The sequence below is a fragment of the Kitasatospora sp. NPDC030952 genome (assembly GCF_055571335.1).
Genome location: NZ_JBVIFM010000013.1, coordinates 149,005 through 169,453, shown reverse-complemented (window position 1 = coordinate 169,453; position 20,449 = coordinate 149,005). Strand labels below are relative to the sequence as shown.

18 protein-coding genes are annotated in these 20,449 nt (G+C 73.7%); 7 read left to right on the top strand and 11 right to left on the bottom strand.

The window, feature by feature from the left end; translation table 11 throughout:
- Window positions 1-105: 105 nt before the first annotated feature.
- Both ACZ47G_RS23050 and ACZ47G_RS23045 read right to left on the bottom strand, forming a co-directional pair.
- Window positions 106-1,638 carry an FAD-dependent monooxygenase gene (locus tag ACZ47G_RS23050; protein ID WP_465745450.1) on the bottom strand — a complete coding sequence of 511 codons (1,533 nt, stop codon included), beginning with the start codon at window positions 1,636-1,638 and terminating at the stop codon, window positions 106-108.
- Window positions 1,639-1,667: 29 nt separating this feature from the next.
- On the bottom strand, window positions 1,668-2,279 hold the full coding sequence (locus ACZ47G_RS23045) for an acyl-CoA-like ligand-binding transcription factor (RefSeq protein ID WP_465745448.1): 612 nt from the start codon (window positions 2,277-2,279) through the stop codon (window positions 1,668-1,670).
- 203 nt (window positions 2,280-2,482) lie between these two features.
- Here ACZ47G_RS23045 and ACZ47G_RS23040 point away from each other — a divergent pair, with 203 nt between their 5' ends.
- Complete coding sequence (locus ACZ47G_RS23040) at window positions 2,483-2,881, top strand: cytochrome C oxidase subunit I (RefSeq protein ID WP_465745446.1); 399 nt, start codon at window positions 2,483-2,485, stop codon at window positions 2,879-2,881.
- 71 nt (window positions 2,882-2,952) lie between these two features.
- Here the strand turns inward: ACZ47G_RS23040 and qcrB are convergent, their stop codons facing one another.
- The gene (qcrB, locus tag ACZ47G_RS23035) at window positions 2,953-4,575 is read right to left on the bottom strand and encodes a cytochrome bc1 complex cytochrome b subunit (protein WP_465745604.1); all 1,623 of its coding nucleotides are present in this window, start codon (window positions 4,573-4,575) and stop codon (window positions 2,953-2,955) included.
- Window positions 4,576-4,981: 406 nt separating this feature from the next.
- On the opposite strand from qcrB, the gene ACZ47G_RS23030 reads away from it, so the two are divergent.
- The 3 genes from ACZ47G_RS23030 (at window position 4,982) to efeB (ending at window position 8,969) form a co-directional block, all read left to right on the top strand.
- Window positions 4,982-5,308 (top strand): hypothetical protein, encoded by a 327-nt coding sequence (locus ACZ47G_RS23030; RefSeq protein ID WP_465745444.1) that lies wholly within the window; start codon window positions 4,982-4,984, stop codon window positions 5,306-5,308.
- A 242-nt stretch (window positions 5,309-5,550) separates the two neighbouring features.
- On the top strand, window positions 5,551-7,638 hold the full coding sequence (efeU, locus tag ACZ47G_RS23025; protein ID WP_465745442.1) for an iron uptake transporter permease EfeU: 2,088 nt from the start codon (window positions 5,551-5,553) through the stop codon (window positions 7,636-7,638).
- Window positions 7,638-8,969, top strand: coding sequence for an iron uptake transporter deferrochelatase/peroxidase subunit (efeB, locus tag ACZ47G_RS23020; RefSeq protein WP_465745440.1), 1,332 nt, complete (start codon window positions 7,638-7,640; stop codon window positions 8,967-8,969). The genes efeU and efeB overlap by 1 nt, the downstream gene beginning before the upstream one ends.
- A gap of 125 nt (window positions 8,970-9,094) precedes the next feature.
- Here the strand turns inward: efeB and ACZ47G_RS23015 are convergent, their stop codons facing one another.
- Entirely contained in the window at window positions 9,095-10,474 is a 1,380-nt protein-coding gene (locus ACZ47G_RS23015) for a sensor histidine kinase (RefSeq protein ID WP_465745438.1), read from the bottom strand.
- Entirely contained in the window at window positions 10,471-11,154 is a 684-nt protein-coding gene (locus ACZ47G_RS23010; RefSeq protein WP_465745436.1) for a response regulator transcription factor, read from the bottom strand. Before ACZ47G_RS23010 ends, ACZ47G_RS23015 begins: the two co-directional genes overlap by 4 nt.
- 190 nt (window positions 11,155-11,344) lie before the next feature.
- Here ACZ47G_RS23010 and ACZ47G_RS23005 point away from each other — a divergent pair, with 190 nt between their 5' ends.
- On the top strand, window positions 11,345-12,832 hold the full coding sequence (locus tag ACZ47G_RS23005; protein ID WP_465745602.1) for a glutamate synthase subunit beta: 1,488 nt from the start codon (window positions 11,345-11,347) through the stop codon (window positions 12,830-12,832).
- A gap of 134 nt (window positions 12,833-12,966) precedes the next feature.
- Here the strand turns inward: ACZ47G_RS23005 and ACZ47G_RS23000 are convergent, their stop codons facing one another.
- Together ACZ47G_RS23000 and ACZ47G_RS22995 are read right to left on the bottom strand one after the other, a co-directional pair.
- Entirely contained in the window at window positions 12,967-13,542 is a 576-nt protein-coding gene (locus tag ACZ47G_RS23000; protein ID WP_465745434.1) for a hypothetical protein, read from the bottom strand.
- Window positions 13,543-13,653: 111 nt separating this feature from the next.
- Window positions 13,654-15,006: an MFS transporter gene (locus ACZ47G_RS22995; protein WP_465745432.1), complete on the bottom strand. Its 1,353-nt coding sequence runs from the start codon at window positions 15,004-15,006 to the stop codon at window positions 13,654-13,656.
- A 111-nt stretch (window positions 15,007-15,117) separates the two neighbouring features.
- Here ACZ47G_RS22995 and ACZ47G_RS22990 point away from each other — a divergent pair, with 111 nt between their 5' ends.
- Together ACZ47G_RS22990 and ACZ47G_RS22985 are read left to right on the top strand one after the other, a co-directional pair.
- A complete protein-coding gene (locus ACZ47G_RS22990; protein WP_465745430.1) occupies window positions 15,118-15,759 on the top strand; it encodes a TetR/AcrR family transcriptional regulator C-terminal domain-containing protein in 642 nt (213 codons plus the stop codon).
- Window positions 15,760-15,865: 106 nt separating this feature from the next.
- Entirely contained in the window at window positions 15,866-16,378 is a 513-nt protein-coding gene (locus ACZ47G_RS22985; RefSeq protein WP_465745428.1) for an isochorismatase family protein, read from the top strand.
- Between the two features lie 50 nt (window positions 16,379-16,428).
- Here the strand turns inward: ACZ47G_RS22985 and murQ are convergent, their stop codons facing one another.
- The 4 genes from murQ to ACZ47G_RS22965 all read right to left on the bottom strand — a co-directional run bounded on the left by murQ (window position 16,429) and on the right by ACZ47G_RS22965 (window position 20,308).
- Window positions 16,429-17,352, bottom strand: coding sequence for an N-acetylmuramic acid 6-phosphate etherase (gene murQ / locus ACZ47G_RS22980; protein WP_465745426.1), 924 nt, complete (start codon window positions 17,350-17,352; stop codon window positions 16,429-16,431).
- 69 nt (window positions 17,353-17,421) lie between these two features.
- Complete coding sequence (locus ACZ47G_RS22975; RefSeq protein ID WP_188307162.1) at window positions 17,422-18,102, bottom strand: DUF6445 family protein; 681 nt, start codon at window positions 18,100-18,102, stop codon at window positions 17,422-17,424.
- A gap of 251 nt (window positions 18,103-18,353) precedes the next feature.
- Window positions 18,354-19,358, bottom strand: a complete 1,005-nt coding sequence (locus ACZ47G_RS22970; protein WP_465745424.1) for an ABC transporter permease — start codon at window positions 19,356-19,358, stop codon at window positions 18,354-18,356.
- Entirely contained in the window at window positions 19,355-20,308 is a 954-nt protein-coding gene (locus ACZ47G_RS22965; RefSeq protein WP_465745422.1) for an ATP-binding cassette domain-containing protein, read from the bottom strand. Before ACZ47G_RS22965 ends, ACZ47G_RS22970 begins: the two co-directional genes overlap by 4 nt.
- Between the last annotated feature and the right edge of the window lie 141 nt (window positions 20,309-20,449).

The following is a 20,449-nucleotide window of genomic DNA, read 5'->3' as shown; positions in this document are numbered from 1 at the left end:
CCGTGGGTGCCCGCCCCCCGGTGGAGCGGGCCGCGACGACCCTAGTTGACGCCCCGTCATCGCGTGCGGATGTTCCGGCTCAGGGGGTGTTCCCCGCGCTCAGGATCAGCCGCGCGGCTCGCCGAACCAGTCGCGCAGCGCCCGGTCCAGCCCCTGCGGGTCGGCGTCGTCCGGGGCGCAGGCCCAGGCGACGTACCCGTCCGGGCGCAGCAGCAGCGCGCCGGCCGGGGCCTGCGCCGGGTGGGCGGTCACCACGTCGACCCGGTCCTTCCAGGGCGCCGCCCGGTCGGCGAGGCCGAGTGCGCCGCCGGTCAGGTCGAGCAGCAATGGCCGTCCGCTGCGGGCGAGTTCGGCCAGCCGGGAGCCGTCGAGGGAGAGCTCCGGGGCGAAGCCGCCGGCGAGCGGGTGCGGGCAGCCGGTGTCGTAGCGGACGTCGCTGCCGGCCATCAGGGCGGCGATCCGGGCGAGGTTGTCGTCGTGGGCCAGCAGTTCGCCGACCAGGGCGCGCAGGGCGGTGACCGCGGGGCCGGGGGCCATCAGGGCGGTCTGCGCCTGGGAGTGCATGAACACCCGCTCGCCGACCGGGCGGCGCTCCCGCTGGTAGCTGTCCAGCAGGCCGGGCGGGGCCCAGCCCTGGAGCTCGGCGGCGAGCTTCCAGCCGAGGTTGGCGGCGTCCTGCAGGCCGAGGTTGAGGCCGGGGCCGCCGGTCGCGGCGTGCACGTGGGCGGCGTCGCCGACCAGGAGCACCCTGCCGTCGCGGTAGCGCTCGGCGAGCCGGGTGTTGTGGCCGACGGTGCGCCGCGGGGTGTGCCGGCCGGAGGTGCGGGCCGGGGCGAGCGCCAGGTCGGCGCCGGTGACCCGGTGGATGCTGGCGCGCAGCTCGTCCAGGGTGAGCGGGGCGCGCTCGTCCACCGGCGGGCCGCCCCACTCCAGGGTGGCGACCATGACGGCGTCCGGGGAGAAGGGGGCGATCACGAACACGCCGTGGTCGGTGCGGGTGTGGGTGTACGGGCGGAACGGGGTGGGGCAGCCGGGCAGCAGGAACGCGCCGTCGTCGGTGCCGCGGATCCCGTCGGGCGGCAGCACGTGCGCGATCCGGGAGACCGGGTCGGGCGAGGTGACGCCGGGGAAGCCGATCCCGGTGAGCTTGCGGACGGTGCTGCGGCCGCCGTCCGCGCCGACCAGGTAGCGGGTGCGCAACCGCCCGGCGCCGTCCGGGCCGTGGAGGTCGAGCGTCACCCCGGCGGGATCCCGGGTGAGGCCGGTGACCTCGTGGTCGCGGCGCACGGTGACGCCCAGTTCGCGGGCCCGCTCCTCCAGCACCTCCTCGATCCGGTGCTGCGGTACGGGCACGGCGTGCAGCGGGTTGGTGTCGAGCCGGTGCAGGTCCAGCGGGAAGGCGCCGAACACGAAGCGCGGCACCGGCTGCGGCACCCCCGGGGCGCCGCTGAGCGGCTGGTGGAGGCCGCGGTGGTCGAGCAGCCGGAGCACCTGGCCGACCAGCCCGTTGGCCTTCTGTTCGCCGGAGCGCTCGGGCAGCCGGTCCAGCACCACCGGCCGGACTCCGGCCAGCGCCAGTTCGCAGGCCAGGAACAGCCCGACCGGGCCGGCGCCGACGATGACGACGTCGTTGGTCATCTCGATTCCCCTCTGGGACGGTTGGTTCGTCACGACGACGGATCGGGCAGTCCGGCCGCCAGCTGCCGCAGCGCCTCGGCGAACACCGCCTTGAACGGCAGTGCGGGATCGGCGCTCAGGTACTGCTCGTTGGAGGCCTGCAGCGCGGAGAGCACGGCCGAGGCGACCAGCTTCGGGTAGAGGTCCCGGTCGGCGTCGGTGCCGGTCCGGGCGGCGATCGCCGCGGTGAGTTCGGCCCGGGTCTCGGCGCCGCCGCGGAAGAACTCGGCCTGGAGCGAGGGTTCGCGCAGCAGCAGCCGTACGGCGGTGACCCAGCGCGCGTCGGGCGCCTGGTCCGGGCCCTCGAAGGGCTCGACCAGGGACTGGGTCAGCGCCTCCCAGAGCGGTTCCTCCGCCGGGCGGGCCCGCAGGGCCTCGGCGGCCCGCAGGACCCGGTCGCGGTGCCGGAAGACGATCGCCTCGGCCTTGCTGGAGAAGTAGTTGTTGTAGGTGCGCGGGGACACCCCGGCCGCGGCCGCGATGTCCTCCACCCGGACGTTCTCCAGCCCCCGCTCCACGGCCAGGCTCAGTGCCGCCCAGCTCAGTGCCTCCCGCGTCGCGGCCTTCTTCCGTTCCCGCAGGCCCGGCTGCCCGTTCGTCATGTGCTCCACTCTCCCGAAAAGGTGCGTGATGCGCAATAGTGCGTGGCACGCAAGTTTTTCCGGGCATCCGGGGCCGTGGCGAGCCGCCTGCCACCTGCGGTTCGTCGCTGGTAGTAGTTGCGTGGTCGCGGAGCGATGCCCCGCGGGAGCCCGTTCCCGCAGGAATTCCGGCGGGACGACCCGACAGGAACTGAGGAGCGGTCATGGGTGGCAGACAGCGTCCGCCGCGGGCGCGGAGCCCGCGCCAGGGCGGGCCGGCCGGCGGCGGCCGGGTGAACTCCCGGGTGGAGATCGCCCGCATCGAGGGCTTCCTGGCCTGGGAGGCGGAGGTCGCGGCCGCCGAACGGGACGCCCGGGCCTTCGCCGCGCAGTTCCCCTGGCTGCCGGACGCGGAGCGGGAGGGCCTCGAACAGGCCTACGCCGCCGACCGGCTGCGCTACGCCGAGGAGGTCGTGGACCGCGCTGTCGACCGCTGCCGTCGGCTGGCCGCCCGCTACCGCGCCGAGTGCCGCCGGATCTGCACCCGCTGGGCGGCGCTCTGCCTCGCCGTCACCCTGGCGGCGGCGCTGTTCGCCGTCCTCCCGGCGGCCCTGCGCGGCTGACGGCCCGCACGAACGACGAGGGCCCGCCGCCGGTTCCGGCGCAGCGGGCCCTCGTCGTGCCAGGAGGGTGATCAGTGGTGGCCGTGGCCGCTGGTGATCTCCTCGTGCTCCTCGACGGTGGGCTTGGGGATCTGGCTGCCCTGGCCGTAGAAGCCGCGGGACAGCTTGGCCCGGGTGCGGGTCCACAGCCCGGCCCTGCGGACCACGCCGTTCTCGTCCACCTCGGGCGCCAGCTCGACCGGCTCGGGCTGCTCGTGCGAGGTGAGGGTGTACAGCCGGCCCTGCGGCAGCGGCGCGTGCACCTCGACGAACTCGCCGTGCTGGAGCCGGTTGATGACGCCGGTCTCCCGGCCGTGCAGCACCTTCTCCTTGTCGCGGCGCTGCAGGCCCAGGCACCAGCGCTTGGTGATCACGAACAGGGCGACCGGCACGGCGAAGAAGCCTGCCCGCACCGCGTAGGTGATCGCGTTGATCGACAGGTGGAAGTGGGTCGCCAGCAGGTCGTTGCCGCCGCCGGCCAGCAGGATCAGGTAGAGGCCCATCCAGGCCACGCCGAAGCCGGTGCGGACCGGGTGGTTGCGCGGCCGGTCGGCGATGTGGTGCTCGCCGCGGTCCCCGGTGACCCAGGCCTCCAGGAACGGCCAGCACCAGATGGCCAGCAGCACCGTCGGGAAGATCATCAGCGGGATGAACACCCCGAGGTTCAGGGTGTGGCCGCCCCAGACGCTGATCTCCCAGCCCGGCATCACGCGGATCAGGCCCTCGGAGAAGCCCATGTACCAGTCCGGCTGGGCGTCCGTGGACACCTGGTCGGGCCGGTACGGGCCGTACGCCCAGATCGGGTTGATCGTGGCGATCGCCGCCATGAACGAGATCACGCCGAAGACCAGGAAGAAGAAGCCGCCGGCCTTGCCCATGTAGACCGGCATCAGCGGCATGCCGACCACGTTCTCGTTGGTGCGGCCGGGCCCGGCGAACTGGGTGTGCTTGTGGTAGAAGACCAGGATCAGGTGCGCCGCGAGCAGGCCCACCATGATCCCCGGGATCAGCAGGATGTGGACGGTGAACAGCCTCGGGATGATGTCGGTGCCCGGGAACTCGCCGCCGTAGATGAAGAACTGCAGGTACGTGCCGACGATCGGAACGGCCAGGACCGCGCCCTCCATGAACCGGATGCCCGTGCCGGAGAGCAGGTCGTCCGGCAGCGAGTAGCCCATGAAGCCGTCGAACATGCCCAGGAACAGCAGCAGCGCGCCGAAGATCCAGTTGATCTCGCGGGGCTTGCGGAAGGCGCCGGTGAAGAACACCCGCAGCATGTGGGTCAGCATCGAGGCGATGAAGACCACGGCCGCCCAGTGGTGGATCTGGCGCATCAGCAGGCCGCCGCGGACCTCGAAGCTGATGTTGATGGTGGAGGCGTAGGCCTCGGACATCCGGATGCCCTTGAGCGGGACGTACGAGCCGTCGTAGACGACCTCGCCCATGCTCGGGTTGAAGAAGAGGGTCAGCCAGACGCCGGTCAGGATGATGATGACGAAGGTGTAGAGCGCGATCTCGCCCAGCATGAAGGACCAGTGGTCCGGGAAGATCTTGCGCAGGTTGGCCTTGGCGAGGGAGTAGATGCCGAGCCGGCCGTCGGCCCAGTCGGCGAGGGCTTCGGCCGGGTTGGCCGGTTTGGCGCGGGTGCTGGTCACCGGTCCCGGCTGCGACTGCTGGTCGGTTCTCACGACGGGCTCCCCGGCGTTCTCGGCGTGCCGGCGTGGAGGCCCGTCGGCGAGGACGCCGGCCGGCGAAGTGTTGTGATCATGGGACCTCTCGATACGGGCCCGCCGGGCGGACCGGCGCACGGACCTGGGGGTTCGCTGGACCCGTTGCTCAGGGTGATGGAGCGCTTACTCTGTCATGCTGTCGGCAGGGGGCCGACTGTGCACGTCCATCGGGCCGTCCGGCCGCTCGTGTCGGGCCGGACGGGGGGCCCTGACGCCCGATCGGCTGGCCGCCGCCGGGGTGGGCGGGGCGATGCTGCGCCCGGGTGCAGCTGAAGCGTTTCGGCGCGCGCCGCGTCCGGGCGCCGCGTGGGCCCGGGCCTACGCTGCGCCAATGGTGGATCACCGTGAACTCTTCGAGGACGTCACCGAGGCCCTGGCCCGCGCCGGGTTCGACACCGCGTCGGGCGCCTCACCGCTGTCGATCGACCGTCACCCCGACGGGGTGGCGGTCGGCTGGTCCCCGGGCCCGGAGGCGGACGGACCGCCGTCCGGACCGGCGCGGGCCGCGGTGAGCGGGGCGGCCGCGCTCGTCCTGCGGGAACGGGGCTTCCTGGTCACCGAGACGGAGGACGGGGAGCTGCTGGTGTGCTGCGCCGAACCGGTGACGGCCCCTCCGGAGCCGGAGCCCGGGACGGCGCCCGAGCAGTGGTGGGGGTGACGCAGATCTCCCCGCCGGGCCGGTGGCGTGCGGAGTTGGCCTGCGCATGGGTGTTCCCATACCGAACCCTTACCTGAACCGGGGGTGCAGTTGACTGCGGCCGCTCTAAGGTTTGCCTAAGCTAAGCGAAACGCCCTGGGCCCTCGGGTCCGGGGCGTTCGCCGTGCCGTTCCACCGTCACCCCCGGCGGAGCGGTCGAGGACAGGTACAACCCGGGGCGGCCCGGGGGAGGAGCCCGCTGCATGTGGGATGAGGCGTTTCCCAGCTTTCTGATCGGGCTGCGCGAAGGGCTGGAAGCCGGCCTGATCGTGTCGATCCTGGTCGCCACTCTGGTGCGGGCCGGCCAGCAGGGGCGCCTGCCCCAGGTCTGGACGGGCGTCGCGGCGGCCGTCGCACTCAGCCTCAGTTTCGGCGCGGTGCTCACCTTCACCGCCGCCAACCTCTCCGGCCACGCCCAGGAGGCGTTCGGCGGAGTGCTGAGCCTGATCGCCGTCGGCTTCGTCACCGTGATGGTGTTCTGGATGCGCCGCTCCGCGCGCACCCTCTCCGCCGACATCAAGGAGAAGGTCCAGGCCTCGCTGGCGATGGGCGCGGGCGCGCTGGTGCTCACCAGCTTCCTCGCCGTCGCCCGTGAAGGCCTGGAGACCTCGCTCTTCCTGTGGACCAACGCGCGCACCGCCGGCGAGTCCACCGGGCCGCTGATCGGCGCCGCCGTCGGGCTGCTGCTCTCCGTCGGCCTGTGCTGGGGGCTGTACCGCCGGGCCCTGAAGATGAACCTCACCAAGTTCTTCACCATCACCGGAGCCGGGCTGATCGTGGTCGCCGCGGGCGTGCTCGGCTACGGCCTGCGGGACCTCCAGGAGTCCGGACTGGTCGGCGGCGGCGGCACGTACGCCTTCGACCTGAGCGGGCACCTGGACGCCTCCTCCTGGTACGCCACGCTCGTCCAGGGCACCCTCAACCTGACCGTCACCATGACGGTGCTCCAGGTCGTGGGGTACATCGCCTACCTGAGCATCGTGATGACCCTGTTCATCGAGGGGGTGCGGGGCGGCAAGGCGGCTCCGGCGGCTTCGGGTGCGGCCTCGGGTGCGGCCCCGGCCTCGGGTGCGGCTTCGGGTACGGCCTCGGCTGCGGAGAAGGCGGAGGAGAAGGCCGAGCCGGTGCGCGGCGGGCGGCCGCGCTGGGTGCTGCCGACCGCGGCGATCGCCGTCCCGGTCGTGGTGGCCGGCGCCGTGATCGCCGTCAGCGGCGGCAAGCAGGACAGCTCCGCCACCGTCGCGGTCTCCGAGAAGGAGTGCGGCAAGGGCTTCGGCAGCCCCCAGCCGGGCCAGCAGGTGTTCCAGATGCACAACACCGGTGACAAGGTGTCCGAGGTCTACCTCGTCAACCCGGGCAGCGGTGCGGTCTACGGCGAGATCGAGGGCCTGGCCCCCGGTACCACCCGCGCGCTGACCGCCACCATCGGCTCCGGCGACTACGCCTGGCGCTGCGTGCCCACCGGCGGCACCGCCGTCACCTCCGCCACCGTGCACCTCACCGGCGGCGCCGAGGTCAGGGCCGTCAAGCCGGTCTCCGAGGACGACCTCAAGGCCCCGCTGGACAGCTACAAGGAGTATGTCAACAAGGGCCTCGCGACCCTGATGACGCAGACCCAGAAGATCCAGGTCGACATCCACTCCGGTGACCTCGCCACCGCCAAGGCCGACTGGCTCACCGCCCACCTGCAGTACGCCTCGCTCGGCGCCGCCTACGGCACCTTCGCCGACCTCGACAAGAAGATCGACGGCCGCGCCGACGGCTACGCCGACCGGGCCCAGGACCCGGGCTTCACCGGCTTCCTGCGGATGGAGTACGGCCTCTGGCACGGCCAGTCCGCCGCCGAGCTGACTCCCGTCGCCGACGAACTCGCCCAGAACGTCGCCAAGTTGGTGCACGACTTCCCCACCCAGGACTTCGACCCGGGCGACCTCCCGCTGCGCGCCCACGAGATCCTGGAGAACACCCTCCAGTTCGAGCTGACCGGCGACACCGACATGGGCAGCGGCACCAACCTGGCCACCACCCAGGCCAACCTGGCCGGCACCCAGGAACTGCTGACCCTGCTGCAGCCGCTGCTCGACGAGCGCGACCCGCAGGTGCTGGTCCGGGTCAACGCCGGGATGAAGCGGGTCGGGGACCTCGTCGCCGCCGCGCACACCGGCGACGGCTGGACCCCGCTCGACAAGCTGCCCGCCGACAGCCGCCGTCGGCTGAACGGTGCCACCGGCCAGCTGCTCGAAGACCTCTCCCCCGTCCCCGCCCTGCTCGAGATCCGGAAGGCCGCCTGATGTCCGACCACACCGCAGCCACCGGCTCCTGCCCGTTCCCGCACGCCGCCGCGGCCGCCGCCCAGCCGGTCGCCGACCAGGGCGGCTGCCCGGCCGGCCCGGCCCGGCGCAGCTTCGTCCGGGCCGCGCTCGGCGCGGGCGCCGGGGCCGCCGTACTGGCCGGTGGGGCGTTCACCCTCGGCGCCGAGCCGGCCGCGGCCGGCGACAGCCACCAGCCGAAGACCGGGGCCGTCCCGTTCCACGGCGACCACCAGGCCGGCATCACCACCCAGGCCCCCGGCTACGCGGCCTTCGTCTCCTGCCAGGTGATCGCCCAGGACCGCAAGGGCCTGGAGGACCTGTTCCGGACCCTCACCGACCGGATCCGCTTCCTCACCGCCGGCGGCACCCCGCCCGACCTCGGCGTCGGCGCCCCGCCGTCGGACAGCGGCATCCTCGGCCCCACCGTGCACACCGACAACCTCACCGTCACCGTCGGCGTCGGCGCCTCGCTGTTCGACGACCGCTACGGGCTGGCCAAGGCCAGGCCCGTCAAGCTGACCCCGATGAAGACCTTCCCCAACGACAACCTGCAGCCCGCCGAACTGCACGGCGACCTCTCCCTGCAGATCTGCGCCGACCAGCAGGACACCGTGCTGCACGCGCTGCGCGACATCACCCGGCACACCCGGGGCGCGATGCAGATCCTCTGGCGGATCGACGGCTTCCAGAACCAGTCCCGCCCGGACGGCGCCCAGCGCAACCTGCTCGGCTTCAAGGACGGCATCGTCAACCCGGACACCAAGTCCGCCCGGGAGATGGACAAGCTGGTCTGGGTCACCGACGGCACGGGCGAGCCCGCCTGGGCCACCGGCGGCAGCTACCAGGTGATCCGGATCATCCGGATGCTGATCGAGTTCTGGGACCGGGTCAAGCTCAGCGAGCAGGAGAAGATGTTCGGCCGCCGCCGCGACACCGGCGCGCCGCTGGACGGGCACCAGGAGAACGACGCGCCGGACTACGGCAAGGACCCGGACGGCACGGCGATCCCGCTCAACGCCCACATCCGGCTGGCCAACCCGCGCACCGCCGACACCGACACCTCGCGCATCCTGCGCCGCGGCTTCAACTACGACCGGGGCGTCGACAAGGCGGGAAACCTGGACATGGGCCTGGTGTTCTGCTGCTACCAGCAGGACGTGGTGCGGCAGTTCGAGGCCACCCAGACCCGGCTGATCGACGAGCCGCTGGTGGACTACATCTCGCCGACCGGTGGCGGGTACTTCTTCGTCCTGCCGGGCGTGAAGGACAACGCCGACTGGCTCGGGCGGGGGCTGCTGGCCGCCGGCTGAGACCGAGCGCGGAACGGGCCCCGGCGCGATGCCGGGGCCCGTTTGTCGTGTTCGGCAGCTCTCGGCAGCTCTCGGCCGTCTCAGCCGCCTCGGCCGCGTCAGCCGTTCAAGCCGCGTCGGCCGCTTCAGCCGCCGAGGGTGAAGCCGATCACCGCGCCGCCGCCGTCGCGGTTGGCGGCGAAGGCCGTGCCGCCGTGCGAGCGGGCCACCTCGGCGACGATGGCCAGGCCCAGGCCGGAGCCGGGCAGGCTGCGGGCGGCGGTGGCCCGGTAGAAACGGTCGAAGACCCGGTCGAGGTCGGTCTCGTCGATGCCCGGGCCGCGGTCGCGGACCTCGACCCGCGGGCCGCGCGCCACCACCTCGATCGGGGACGTCCCGGCCGGGTCGAACTTGGCCGCGTTGTCCAGCAGGTTGCCCACCGCGCGGGCCAGTGCGTCCGGGTGGGCGATGACGACCGTGGCGTCCACGGTCACGGTGATCTCCCGGTCGCTGCGCCGGCGGGCCTGGGCGGCGGCCTCCCGGACCACCTCGGCGAGCAGCACCTCGACCGGGTCCTCGTCCGCCTTGCGGTCCGCCGCCAGCGCCACCAGCTCCTCCACCAGCTGGGTCAGCTCCCGGGCCTCCTCGGCCAGGTCGGCGAGCAGCGCGGTCCTCTCGGCGGGCGGCAGCCGGTCGATGCTGGGCAGCACCGAGAGGTTGGTGCGCAAGCTGGTCAGCGGGGTGCGCAGCTCGTGGCCGGCGTCCTGGACGAGGCGGCGCTGGTTCTCCTTCGCGGTGGCGAGCCGGACCAGCATCCGGTCGAAGGCGCGGCCGAGCCGGCCCACCTCGTCCGTCCCGGAGGCGGGCACCGGGACGTCCAGCCGACCGCTGGCGGCGACCCGCTCGGCGGCGTCGGTGAGCCGGACCAGCCGGCCGGTGATCCGGCCGGCGACCAGCCGGCCGGCGCCGCCCGCCACCAGGACGACGGCCGCCACCACGGCCACCATCTGGTGCCGCAGCACCTCCAACAGCTCCTCGATGTCGTCGAGTTGCTGGACGATCTGGACGGCGCCCCGGCCGCCGCCGAGGGACACCACGCCCACCCGGCAGGTGACGCCGCCGAGGTGGCGCACGCCCGTCACCGTCCGGCCCGGGGCGTCGGCGCCGGCCAGCTCGCGGTCGTCCGCGGTGGTCGGCAGGTCGAGCCGGGCGGTGCCGGGGAGGATCGCGCCGGCGGCGTTCAGGGGCTGGGCGGTGACCCGGATCGGGTGCAGCAGCTGCTCGCTCAGCCCGCTGGGGCCGTTGAAGTCCCCCGGGTAGAGCTTCTCCCGGTCGACCTGGCCGCTGACGGCGTGGACGGCCGAGTTGAAGTCGGCCGACTCGTCGTCCCGGATCAGCGCGGCGGCGGCGTGGTAGCCGAGCGTGCCGATCACCACCGCGACCAGGGCCGCCATCGCCGCGAAGGCGAGCGAGAGGGTGGTGCGCAGGCCCGGGCGCGGCAGGCGGCGGCCCGTGGGGCCGGTCACGGCTCGCGCAGCGTGTAGCCGACGCCGCGGACGGTGTGGATCAGCGGGGACAGGCCGGGGCGGTCGAGTTTTCGGCGGAGGTAGCCGATGAAGACCGCGAGGTTCTTCGAGCCGGGGCCGAAGTCGTAGCCCCAGATCCGCTCGTACAGGGTGGTCTGGTCCAGGACGGCGCCGGCGTTGCGGGTGAGCAGCTCCAGCAGGTCGAACTCGGTGCGGGACAGCTCCAGCTCCTGGCCGTCGCGCCAGGCCCGGCGGGCGGGCGGCTCGACCCGCAGGTCGGCGACGGTCAGCACGTCCTCGGTGGTCTCGGCGTGCGGGTTGCGGCGCAGCAGGGCGCGCAGGCGGGCGAACAGCTCGTCCACGTCGAAGGGCTTGACCAGGTAGTCGTCGGCGCCGGCGTCCAGGCCGGCGATCCGGTCGGGGACCTCCACCCGGGCGGTGAGCATCAGTACCGGGGTGCGGTCCCCGGCGGCGCGCAGCCGGCGGCAGACCTCCAGGCCGTCCGGCGCGGGCATCATCACGTCGAGCACCAGGACGTCCGGGCGCTGCTCGGCGAGGACGGCCAGGGTCTGGGTGCCGTCCGCGGCCATCCGCACCCGGTAGCCCTCCAGCGTCAGGGCGCGGGTGAGCGAGTCGCGGATGGCGCGGTCGTCCTCGGCGATCAGCACGGTGTGGGTCATGGGGGAGATTCTCCCTGGCGTGCTCACGGCAGTGGAGGGCCGGGGGGCGGGTTCCCGGCGGCCGCGGGTTTCGCCCGCTGCTTCGTGGGCGTACGGTGGCCACACGGTGGCACGCCGGTGGGTGGGCCCGGTGCGGTGGGCCGCCGACCGGAGTCGATGCGCACCGCCGGAGGCCGTGATGGCAGATCCGATGGCAGGGCGGATGGCCTTCCTCACCACCCCGCGCGCGGAGCGGGCGCGGCGGGAGGCCCGGGAGCGGCTGGCGGACTGGCGGGAGGTGTACCGGACGGGGACGCCGCCGCCGGTGGTCGGCGGGCAGGCGGCCCGCTGCATGGACTGCGGACTGCCGTTCTGCCACGCGGCCTGCCCGCTGGGGAACCTGGTGCCGGAGTGGAACCGGCTGGTGGCGGACGCGGACTGGCGGGCCGCGGCCGCCCGGCTGCTGGCCACCGACAACTTCCCGGAGTTCACCGGGCGGCTCTGCCCGGCGCCCTGCGAGAGCGCCTGCGTGCTGGCCATCGACGGCGCGGCCGTGACCATCCGGAACGTGGAGCTGGCGATCGTCGAACGGGCCCTGGCCGAGGGCTGGGACCGGCCGCAGCCGCCCGAGCGGCCGGAGCCCGGCGGACGGGTGGCGGTGATCGGCTCGGGCCCCGCCGGGCTGGCCGCCGCCCAGCAGCTGACCCGGGCCGGGCACGCGGTCACCGTCTACGAACGGGCCGACCGCGCGGGCGGGCTGCTGCGCTACGGGATCCCACCGTTCCGGCTGGAGAAGCACCGGCTGGATCGGCGGCTCGACCAACTGCGGGCCGAGGGAACCGAGTTCCGCACCGGGGTGTGGGCCGGGCGGGACATCACGGGCGAGCAGCTGCGGGCGGAGCACGACGCGGTGGTGGTCGCGGTGGGTGCCGGTGCCCACCGGGAGCCGGGGGTGTCCGGGCGCGGGCTGGCCGGGGTGCACCCGGCGATGGAGTACCTGACCTGGGCGAACCGGGTGGACGAGGGGGACGTCAGCGCCTCGCCGCTGTCCGCGCGGGGCCTGCGGGTGGTGATCATCGGTGGCGGGGACACCGCATCGGACTGCCTGGGGACGGCGCTGCGCCAGGGCGCGGTCTCGGTCACCCAGCTGGACATCAACCCGCGCCCGCCGGAACGGCGTTCGCCGGGGCAGCCGTGGCCGGTCGACCCGAAGGTGTACCGGGAGACCACCTCGCACGAGGAGTCGGGCGCGGTCGGGGCCACCTCCGGGCCGGGCGACGGGCGGGTGTTCGCGGCCGTCACGGTCGGGTTCGAGCCGGGACCGGACGGGCGGCTGGGCGCCGTCCGCTTCGCCGAGGCCGCGCCGGACGACCGCAGCCCCCGAGCGGGCACCGAGCGGGTGCTCCCGGCGGAGCTGGTGCTGCTCGCGCTGGGCTTCACCGGGCCGGAACCGGGCCAGCCGCTGTACGCCCAACTCGGCCTGGGCATCGGGCCGGAGGGCACACTGGAGCGGGACGACGGCTTCGGCACCGCCGCCGACGCGGTGTTCGTCGCGGGGGACGCCGGGCGCGGCCAGTCGCTGATCGTCTGGGCGATCGCCGAGGGCCGGGCGGTGGCCGCGGCGGTGGACCGCCGGCTGCGCGGGCGGACCGAACTGCCGGCGCCGGTCCGGGCGTCGGCGCGGGCCCTCGGGCTGTGAGGGCCCGCGCCGGTTGCGGTTCTCGGCGGAGGATTCTCAGCCGCGGGTTCTGAGTTGCGGGTTCTGAGTTGCGGGTTCCGGGTCGAGGGTGCTCGGGCGCGGTTTCTCGGCTGCGGTTTCTCGGCCGCGGGCTCTCAGCCGAGGCCGAGGACGGACAGCGCGGTGGTCCAGTTGGTGGCGATGGCCTGCTGGGCGGGCACCAGGTCCACCTGGTGGTTGCAGACGGCGCGGTAGAGCTTGTACTCCACGGTGTCCTTGTCGGTGGAGACCAGGCCGCTGGAGTCGGTGGCGTAGTGCGGCTCGGGCCAGAGGTTGCCGGGGTCGGTGGGGTGGCCGCCGAGGGACAGCGGGATGAAGTGGTCCTCCTCGTAGTCCGCCGTGCTGGTGTCCGCGTAGCCGTACTGGGCGATCTGCTGGACCTTCAGGCGGTTGGTGTACGAGGTGGAGGGGCGGATCGAGGTGCTGTAGCCCGGGACGCAGATGGTGGAGTCGATGGTGTCCTGAGTGACATCCGGGTTGGTGACGCCCGGGGTGCAGGCGGAGTCGGGCAGCGGGAGGTAGGCCTGTGAGCAGCTGATGTCGAGGGCGGTGCCGGAGCGGTCGGCGCCGGTGCGGGCGGGGGCCGCGTGGGCGGTGCCGGCGGTCGCCAGGGCGGCTGCGGCGAGCACCACGGTGGCGACGGCAGGGGCGAGACGGTGGGCGCGAAGCATGGGGGAGCTCCCTGTCACGGGCTCGGCACGGGACGCCGGGCGGTGGGTGTCCATGTCACCATCGGTGGATCTATGCGGGTAGACAGGGAGCGGTGAACTGTTGGCGAAGCGTCAGTCGACGTGGTCGGGGCAAGAGTTCGCTTGACGCGGACCTGGCGGAAAGGGGCTCGGTGGGGCCGGGCTGACCCGCTCGGTGCGGCCGGTCCGCTGGGTGCGCTGGTCGTAGCGCCAGAGCGCGGGGAGGGCGGCGGCCAGGACGGCGCTGCCGCCCAGGCAGAGCAGGCCGCCGGTGCCCAGCGCGGCCCGGATGCCCCGGCGGGCGGCCAGTCCACCCGCGCGGAGGTCGCCGAGAGCCGGCCCGGCGGAGCCGATCAGCAGCTCCAGGCCGGCGGTCCGGCCGCGGAGTTCGTCCGGAACGGACCGGTTCCAGATGGCGCTGCGGAAGGTGTCACCGATCCAGTGGGCGGCGCCCGCGAGGGCCAGGCAGAGCAGCACGGCCCACAGGCCGGGTGCGACGGCGGCCGCCGCGGTGGCCGCGCCGACCAGGGCGGCCGAGAGCAGGACCAGCCGTCCGTGCCGGTGCACCCGACCGGTCCAGCCGCCGGCCGCGGCCGCGAGCAGGGCGCCGGCGGCGGACGCGGAGTAGAGCAGCCCGAGCGCCCAGCTCGCGTTCAACTCCGCGGCCAGGAACGGGAACAGCGCGGTGGGCAGGGCGAGAACGGCGGCGGCGAGGTCGGCCAGGTAGGTACCGAGGAGGTCCGGCCGGCGGGCCGCGTACCGGACGCCCTCGGCGAACTCGCGCAGCGCCGGCCCTTCGGCGTCCCGCCCGGAGGGGACCGGCCGCAGCCGGGCGAGCAGGGCGATCGACAGCAGGAAGGTGGCCAGGTCGACCAGGTAAGCCACCGGGACGCCGGCGCTCGCGATCAGCAGTCCGGCGGCCGCCGGGGCCGCCACCCCGCCGATGCTCCAGCGCAGCGAAAGCAGCGCTCCGGCCGCCACCAGCTGCTCCGGTGGCACCAGCCGGGGGACCATCGCCTCCAGCGAGGGCTGCTGGAGGCCCAGGATCGCCGCCGCGAATGCCGCGGCGAGGTAGAGCGGCCAGACGGCGGGCGTGCCGAGCAGCGCGTTGGCCAGCAGTAGGGCGCTGAGCACGGCGAGCGCGACCTCGGTGGCCAGGGCGACGCTGCGGCGGTCGGCGCGGTCGGCGAGGACGCCGCCGTAGAGGCCGAACAGGACGGTGGGCAGGAGTTCGGCGGCGCCGACGGCTCCCACGGCGAGCGGTGAGCCGGTGAGGTCGGCGATCTGCAGGGGGATCGCGGTCATGGTGAAGACCGAGCCGAGCAGGGTGACCGTGCCGGAGGTCCAGATCAGGCGGAAGTCCCGGGAGGAGCGCCAGGGGGTGGTGTCGGGCAGGAGGCGGTCGCGGAGGCGCTGAGGCTCCGGGTCGGTCGTCGGTGAGGTCATGTCGGGTCCTTGGTCATCGCGTCCTTGTTTCCTTATCGCTGATAAAGTCCGGGTCGGAACTTAGCGGCGATAAGGTGGGCCCCGCAAGCGGATAACCGGGAGGTCGATCGCATGGCGCTGCAACGCGACGAGGTGGTGCGCACCGCGCTGCGGGTGCTCAACGAGGAGGGCATCGACGGGCTCAGCACCCGCCGGCTCGCCCGGGAACTCGGCGTGCAGTCACCGGCGCTGTACTGGCACTTCAAGAACAAGCGGGAACTGCTCGACCTGATGGCCGAGGCGATGCTCGCCGACGCCCTCCCGCCGGACCGCGAACCCGACCCGGAACACTGGCCCGAATGGATCGCCGCCGACGCCCGGGCCAAGCGCAGCGCCCTGCTCGCCTACCGCGACGGCGCCCGGGTGCACGCCGGCACCCTGCCCACCGAGGACGAACTACCCGCCGTCGAAGCACAGTTGAGCGCACTGTGCCGGGCCGGGCTGCGCCCGCGCACCGCGCTGCGACTGCTGCTGACCGTCGACCGCTACATCATGGGCTGGGTCACCGAGGAACAGGCCTGGCGGCAGGACGCCGCCGAACGCACCCGGCCGCCCTTCCCGGACGAGGCGCTGCGCGAGCTCCCGCTGCTGCGTGAAGCGGCCGACGTCCTGCGGATGACCGACCACGACGCCGACTTCGACTACGGGCTGCGGGTGCTGGTGGAGGGTTTCCGGGCGGAGATCGCCCGTGAGGCGGCGGAGGGTCAGGGCTGAGGGGGCGGATGGCTCGGCCTGAGGTGGCGAAGGGCCAGGCCTGAGGTGGCGGAGGGTCAGGGCTGAGGGGGCTGGCATGAGTAGGGGATGGGCTAGCGTGAGCGCCATGACCACCCTTGATCCCCGCACCACGGCCCTGGTCCTGATCGACCTGATGGACCGGATCGTCGCCCACCAGCTCGCGCCGCACACCGGCCCGGACGTGGTGACCGCCTCGCTGCGCCTCGCCGAGGACTTCCGTGCCGCCGGCGCCCCCGTCATCGCCGTACGGGTCGAGCGGCCGGGCGTCGCCGAGCAGCCGCCCGGCAGCGAACTGGTCGCCGAGGTCGCGGCGGCGGCCGACGAGGTCGTGGTGAAGCGCACCATCGGCGCCTTCCAGGGCACCGGACTGCACGAACTCCTCCAGGCCCGCGGCGTGCAGACGCTGGTGTTCGCCGGGATCGCCACCAACCTCGGGGTGGAGTCCAGTGCCCGCGCGGCCGGTGACCACGGCTACCGACTGGTGTTCGTCGAGGACGCGATGACCGGGCTGACGGAAGCCGAGCACCGGGCCTCGGTGGAGTTGGACTTCCCGCGGCTGGGGGAGGTCGTGGCGGCGGCGGACCTGCGGCTGGGGTAGTCGGGAGAGCGGGCCGGGGATCGGTGGGGACGGGAGTTCGAAGACACCGGCTACCGCCGGAACGTCCCCCGGTCGCGGGCGAGTTCGAGGGCGTCGCGCAGTCGTCCGTCCGCGGTGGTGAGGAGGTGGGCGGCGGTGGGTGCGTCCACGTCGGCGAGCAGGAGCAGGATCGCGTCCTTGGTCCGGCCGTCGGTGGCGGTGAGGGCGTGGTCGACCGTCCCGCCGTCGGCGCCGGTGGCTTCGGCGACGATCCGGCGGGCGCGCTCGCGGAGCTTGGTGTTGGTGGCCCGCAGATCGACCATCAGGTTTCCGTACGTCCGGCCGAGGCGGATCATCACGGCCGTGGACAGCATGTTGAGCACCAGCTTCTGCGCGGTGCCCGCCTTCAGCCGGGTGGAGCCGGCCAGCACCTCCGGGCCGACCTCCACCTCGATCCCCAGCTCCGCCGCCGCCACCAGTGCCGAGCCCCGGTTGCAGGCCAGCCCGACGGTCAGTGCCCCGGCCGTCCGGGCGGCGCGGACGGCGGCCAGCGGGTACGGGGTGCGGCCCGAGGCGGAGATGCCCACCAGGGTGTCGGCCGGGGTGAGGCCGAGTGCGGCGACGTCCGCCTCGGCGAGGTCGGTGCGGTCCTCGGCGCCCTCGGCGGCCTCCGTGACGGCGCTCCGGCCGCCCGCGATCAGGCCGAGCACCAGGCCGGGGTCGGTGCCGAAGGTCGGCGGGCACTCGGCGGCGTCCAGCACCCCGAGACGCCCGGCGGTACCCGCGCCGGCGTAGACCAGCCGCCCGCCGTGCGCCATCCGGGCGGTCGCGGCGTCGACCACGGCGGCGATCCGCGGCAGCTCCGTGGCGACGGCGGCGGGGACGGTGTGGTCCTCGGCGTTCATCAGGTGCAGCAGGTCGGCGGTGGGCAGCCGGTCGATGTCGGCCCAGTCGGGGCGGACCGTCTCGGTGGGGGGTACGGCGTCGGGGTTCATGCGACGAGCGTCCCCGGGGAGGCTCCGCCCGAACCGGAACGATCGCGGAGCGGGCGGGCGAGTCGTCGGTCAGGCCATCCAGAAGAACACGGCCGTCATCCGGCGGTCCGCCAGTTCGGCGCCGTAGTAGTCGGTGGCACTGTGAATCAGGTTGGCGTGGTAGAGGAGCAGTTGGTTGTAGCGGTTGGGGACGCGGACGTCCTCGGTGAAGTGGTCGGCGGGGACGTGGCGGGTGCCGAGCGCCTCGACCAGGTTGTTGTGCGGGGCGTTGACCAGGTTGCCGCCGAGGCGGCCGCCGGGGAACTGCTGGCGGTAGAAGCTGGTGCCGGCGTCCTTGGGGGCGCCCGGGCTGAGGTAGAGCACGGCGGCGTAGCGGCAGAGCGCGCGGGAGTCGGTGTGCGGGCGGGACTCCGACTCCCCGGCGCCGACGACCTGGACGCAGTTGTGGTTGAGGGTGCCGCCGCCCGGGGTGCTCTGCACCCAGAGCCGGGAGGCGCCGGTGGCCTTGCGGACCTGGGCCTCGACCCGCGCCAGCTCGTCGGGCTCCAGGCCGGGCATGGTGCGCAGGCCGGGCCAGGTCTCGGGGCGGTGCGGGTAGCCCTCGGTCCAGTCGCCGCGGGCCAGGACGCGTTCGCGGACGGCGTCCGGGTCGGGCAGGACGTTGTCCAGGACCCAGTAGTCCCGGCCGCGGGTGGGCTTGCGGTAGGGCAGGACCGGCAGGGCGGTGGGCCTGATGGGCTGTGAGGGCATGGGCCGACGATAGGGGCGCCGGTCGTCAACGATCTGCCGTGAACAGGTCAACCTTTCGTCAAGTGCCGCGCGGGCGGGAGCGGTGTGCGGCTCCCGCCGGGGCCTTGTCCCGTGCCGGGTTGGCGCCCTGTCCCGTGCCCGTGCCCGTGTCGGTGCCCTGTCCCGTGCCGGGTCGGTGCCGGGTCGGTGCCGGGTCGGTGCCGGGTCGGCGCCCGGCCCGTGCCCGTGCCCGTGCCCGTGCTCGCCGGGCGCTACCGGCGGATGAGGCGGAAGACGGCCGTGAGGGCGAGGGCGGTGAGCACCAACAGGATGCCGGTCTCGACCAGTTGGATCGGCACGAGGTCGCCGGAGGGGTGGTAGCTCAGCCAGGTGCCGGTCGCTCCGTCGCACCGGTGCTCGCCCACGCACGTCGCGGTGCTGACGCGGCTGCCGTCGGCCAGGACCGTCCTGACGTCGACCAGCCACGCGTTGGTGGGCTGCATGGCCCCGAGCGGAGCGACCACGTCGACGGTGGGGTGGAAGGACGGCCGAGCCCAGTGGATCAGGCCGTGGGTGATCGCGACCAGCGCGCCGGTGAGGAACATCGCGGGCAGGGTCCGGCGCACCAGCTGGCCGACCAGGACACCCAGGGCCAGGGCGAACAGCGACCAGGCGATCGGCGCCAGTCCGAGCGCCGGATAGGTGAAGAACTGGAACGGCGGGTCGAAGGCGACCGGCCCGTGCACGATGTCCGTCCACCACACCCAGGTCATCAGCGAGGCGAGCACCCCGGTGGCGGCCAGGACGGCAAGGCCCGGCACGGTGAGGCGGGCGACCAGCCAGCGCACCGGGCTGACGGACTGGGCGCGGATCAGCCGGATCGTGCCGCGCTCGTGCTCCTGGGCCAGCAGCGGCGCGCCGATGAACACGCCGATCAGCAGCGGGGCGGCGGTGACGGCGGGCTGCAGCACGGAGGTGAACCAGTAGTCCGGCTGGTTGATCGGTGAGAGGAGGGCCCAGCACCGGGGGCTGTCCCAGCTCTCGGGGCTGTAGCAGCCCGTCTGCCGCAGCACGCCCACGGTGTGGCTGGAGACGATGTGGATCCAGAGGAGGTCGGCCGTCAGGAGGACCACCAGCGCGGACAGCGTCCAGAGAGTGAAGCGACTCTGACGGGCCGTCAGCCACAGTAGCCCGCGCATGCGGGGGGTGCCGGTGCGCTCCCGGCCGGCGGGTGCGGGCGTCGTCTTCGCGGGGTCGGTCAGGATGTCGGTGCTCATGCTGCCTTCTCGTCGTTCGCCGGGGTGGCGGCAGGGCGTGCGGCATCGGGGCGGGGGCGGGCTGGGGTGTTCGGCTCGGCCGGGGTGAGGTCGGCGGGAGCGCGGAGGTAGCCGAGCAACAGCTCTTCCAGGCTGGGCCGTTCGCTCTCCCAGGGGCCGTCCAGTGGTTCGCCGGTGCGTACCAGTGCGGTTGCCTGGCGTCCGCCGATCCGCTGCTCGACCACCAGTTCGGCCGGGAGAGTGGCGCTTCCGGCGGGGCCGGTGAGCAGCCGGTGCCCGTCCAGGATGTCATCCAGGTCCCCGGCCAGCCGGATCCGGGCGCCCTGGACGAGCAGCAAGTGATCGATGACACCGTCGAGTTCGGGGAGGATGTGTGAGGACACCACGATGGTCGTGCCGCGTTCGGCGGCGGCCGACATCAGGGTGCCCATGAGCTGGTGGCGGGCGAGCGGGTCGAGGTCGGCCATCGGCTCGTCCAGCAGCAGTAGTTCGGGGAGCTTGCCGAGGGCGAGGGCCATTGAGACCCGGGTGCGCTGACCGCCGGAGAGCGAGCCGATCCGAGCCTTGGGGCGCAACTCGCCCTGGTCGACGATCTGTTGGGCCAGCTCCTGGTCCCAGACCGGATTGAGCTCACGGCCCATTCGCAGGGTCTCGGCGACGGTCAGGACCGGGTAGAGCGGCTTCTCCTGCGCGACGTAGGCGACCCGGGCGCGCTCCTCCGAGGTCCCGGCCGGTTCGCCGAAGACGCGCAATTCACCCTCGGTGGCGACGAGTTGCCGGGCCGCGAGGGAGAGCAGGGTGCTCTTGCCGGCGCCGTTGGGCCCCACCACGCCGCAGATCCGTCCGGTCGGGACGGTGAAGTCGCAGTCGCGCAGCGCCCAGCCGCCTCGGTAGTGCCTGCCGAGCCCGGCGGCCTCCAGCGCCGGAGCCACGGTTGTCGGGTCGTTCACCCGGTCCCCCCACTGTTCTCGGTTCTGTGTTCGGTGCTGCCGGGGAGACCCGGCGTGCGGTGGTGCGGTGGTGCGGTGGTGCGGTGGTGCGGTCCCGGTGCGCCTCGGTGTGTGGCGCCCGGGAGTCGGTGCGCCCCGGTG

Bases quoted from the DNA above. Each gene is read 5' to 3' on its own strand.
- ACZ47G_RS23050 (WP_465745450.1), bottom strand. From the start codon at position 1,638: ATGACCAACGACGTCGTCATCGTCGGCGCCGGCCCGGTCGGGCTGTTC.
- ACZ47G_RS23045 (WP_465745448.1), bottom strand. From the start codon at position 2,279: ATGACGAACGGGCAGCCGGGCCTGCGGGAACGGAAGAAGGCCGCGACG.
- ACZ47G_RS23040 (WP_465745446.1), top strand. From the start codon at position 2,483: ATGGGTGGCAGACAGCGTCCGCCGCGGGCGCGGAGCCCGCGCCAGGGC.
- ACZ47G_RS23030 (WP_465745444.1), top strand. From the start codon at position 4,982: ATGGTGGATCACCGTGAACTCTTCGAGGACGTCACCGAGGCCCTGGCC.
- efeU (WP_465745442.1), top strand. From the start codon at position 5,551: ATGTGGGATGAGGCGTTTCCCAGCTTTCTGATCGGGCTGCGCGAAGGG.
- efeB (WP_465745440.1), top strand. From the start codon at position 7,638: ATGTCCGACCACACCGCAGCCACCGGCTCCTGCCCGTTCCCGCACGCC.
- ACZ47G_RS23010 (WP_465745436.1), bottom strand. From the start codon at position 11,154: ATGACCCACACCGTGCTGATCGCCGAGGACGACCGCGCCATCCGCGAC.
- ACZ47G_RS23005 (WP_465745602.1), top strand. From the start codon at position 11,345: ATGGCAGGGCGGATGGCCTTCCTCACCACCCCGCGCGCGGAGCGGGCG.
- ACZ47G_RS23000 (WP_465745434.1), bottom strand. From the start codon at position 13,542: ATGCTTCGCGCCCACCGTCTCGCCCCTGCCGTCGCCACCGTGGTGCTC.
- ACZ47G_RS22995 (WP_465745432.1), bottom strand. From the start codon at position 15,006: ATGACCTCACCGACGACCGACCCGGAGCCTCAGCGCCTCCGCGACCGC.
- ACZ47G_RS22990 (WP_465745430.1), top strand. From the start codon at position 15,118: ATGGCGCTGCAACGCGACGAGGTGGTGCGCACCGCGCTGCGGGTGCTC.
- ACZ47G_RS22985 (WP_465745428.1), top strand. From the start codon at position 15,866: ATGACCACCCTTGATCCCCGCACCACGGCCCTGGTCCTGATCGACCTG.
- murQ (WP_465745426.1), bottom strand. From the start codon at position 17,352: ATGAACCCCGACGCCGTACCCCCCACCGAGACGGTCCGCCCCGACTGG.
- ACZ47G_RS22975 (WP_188307162.1), bottom strand. From the start codon at position 18,102: ATGCCCTCACAGCCCATCAGGCCCACCGCCCTGCCGGTCCTGCCCTAC.
- ACZ47G_RS22970 (WP_465745424.1), bottom strand. From the start codon at position 19,358: ATGAGCACCGACATCCTGACCGACCCCGCGAAGACGACGCCCGCACCC.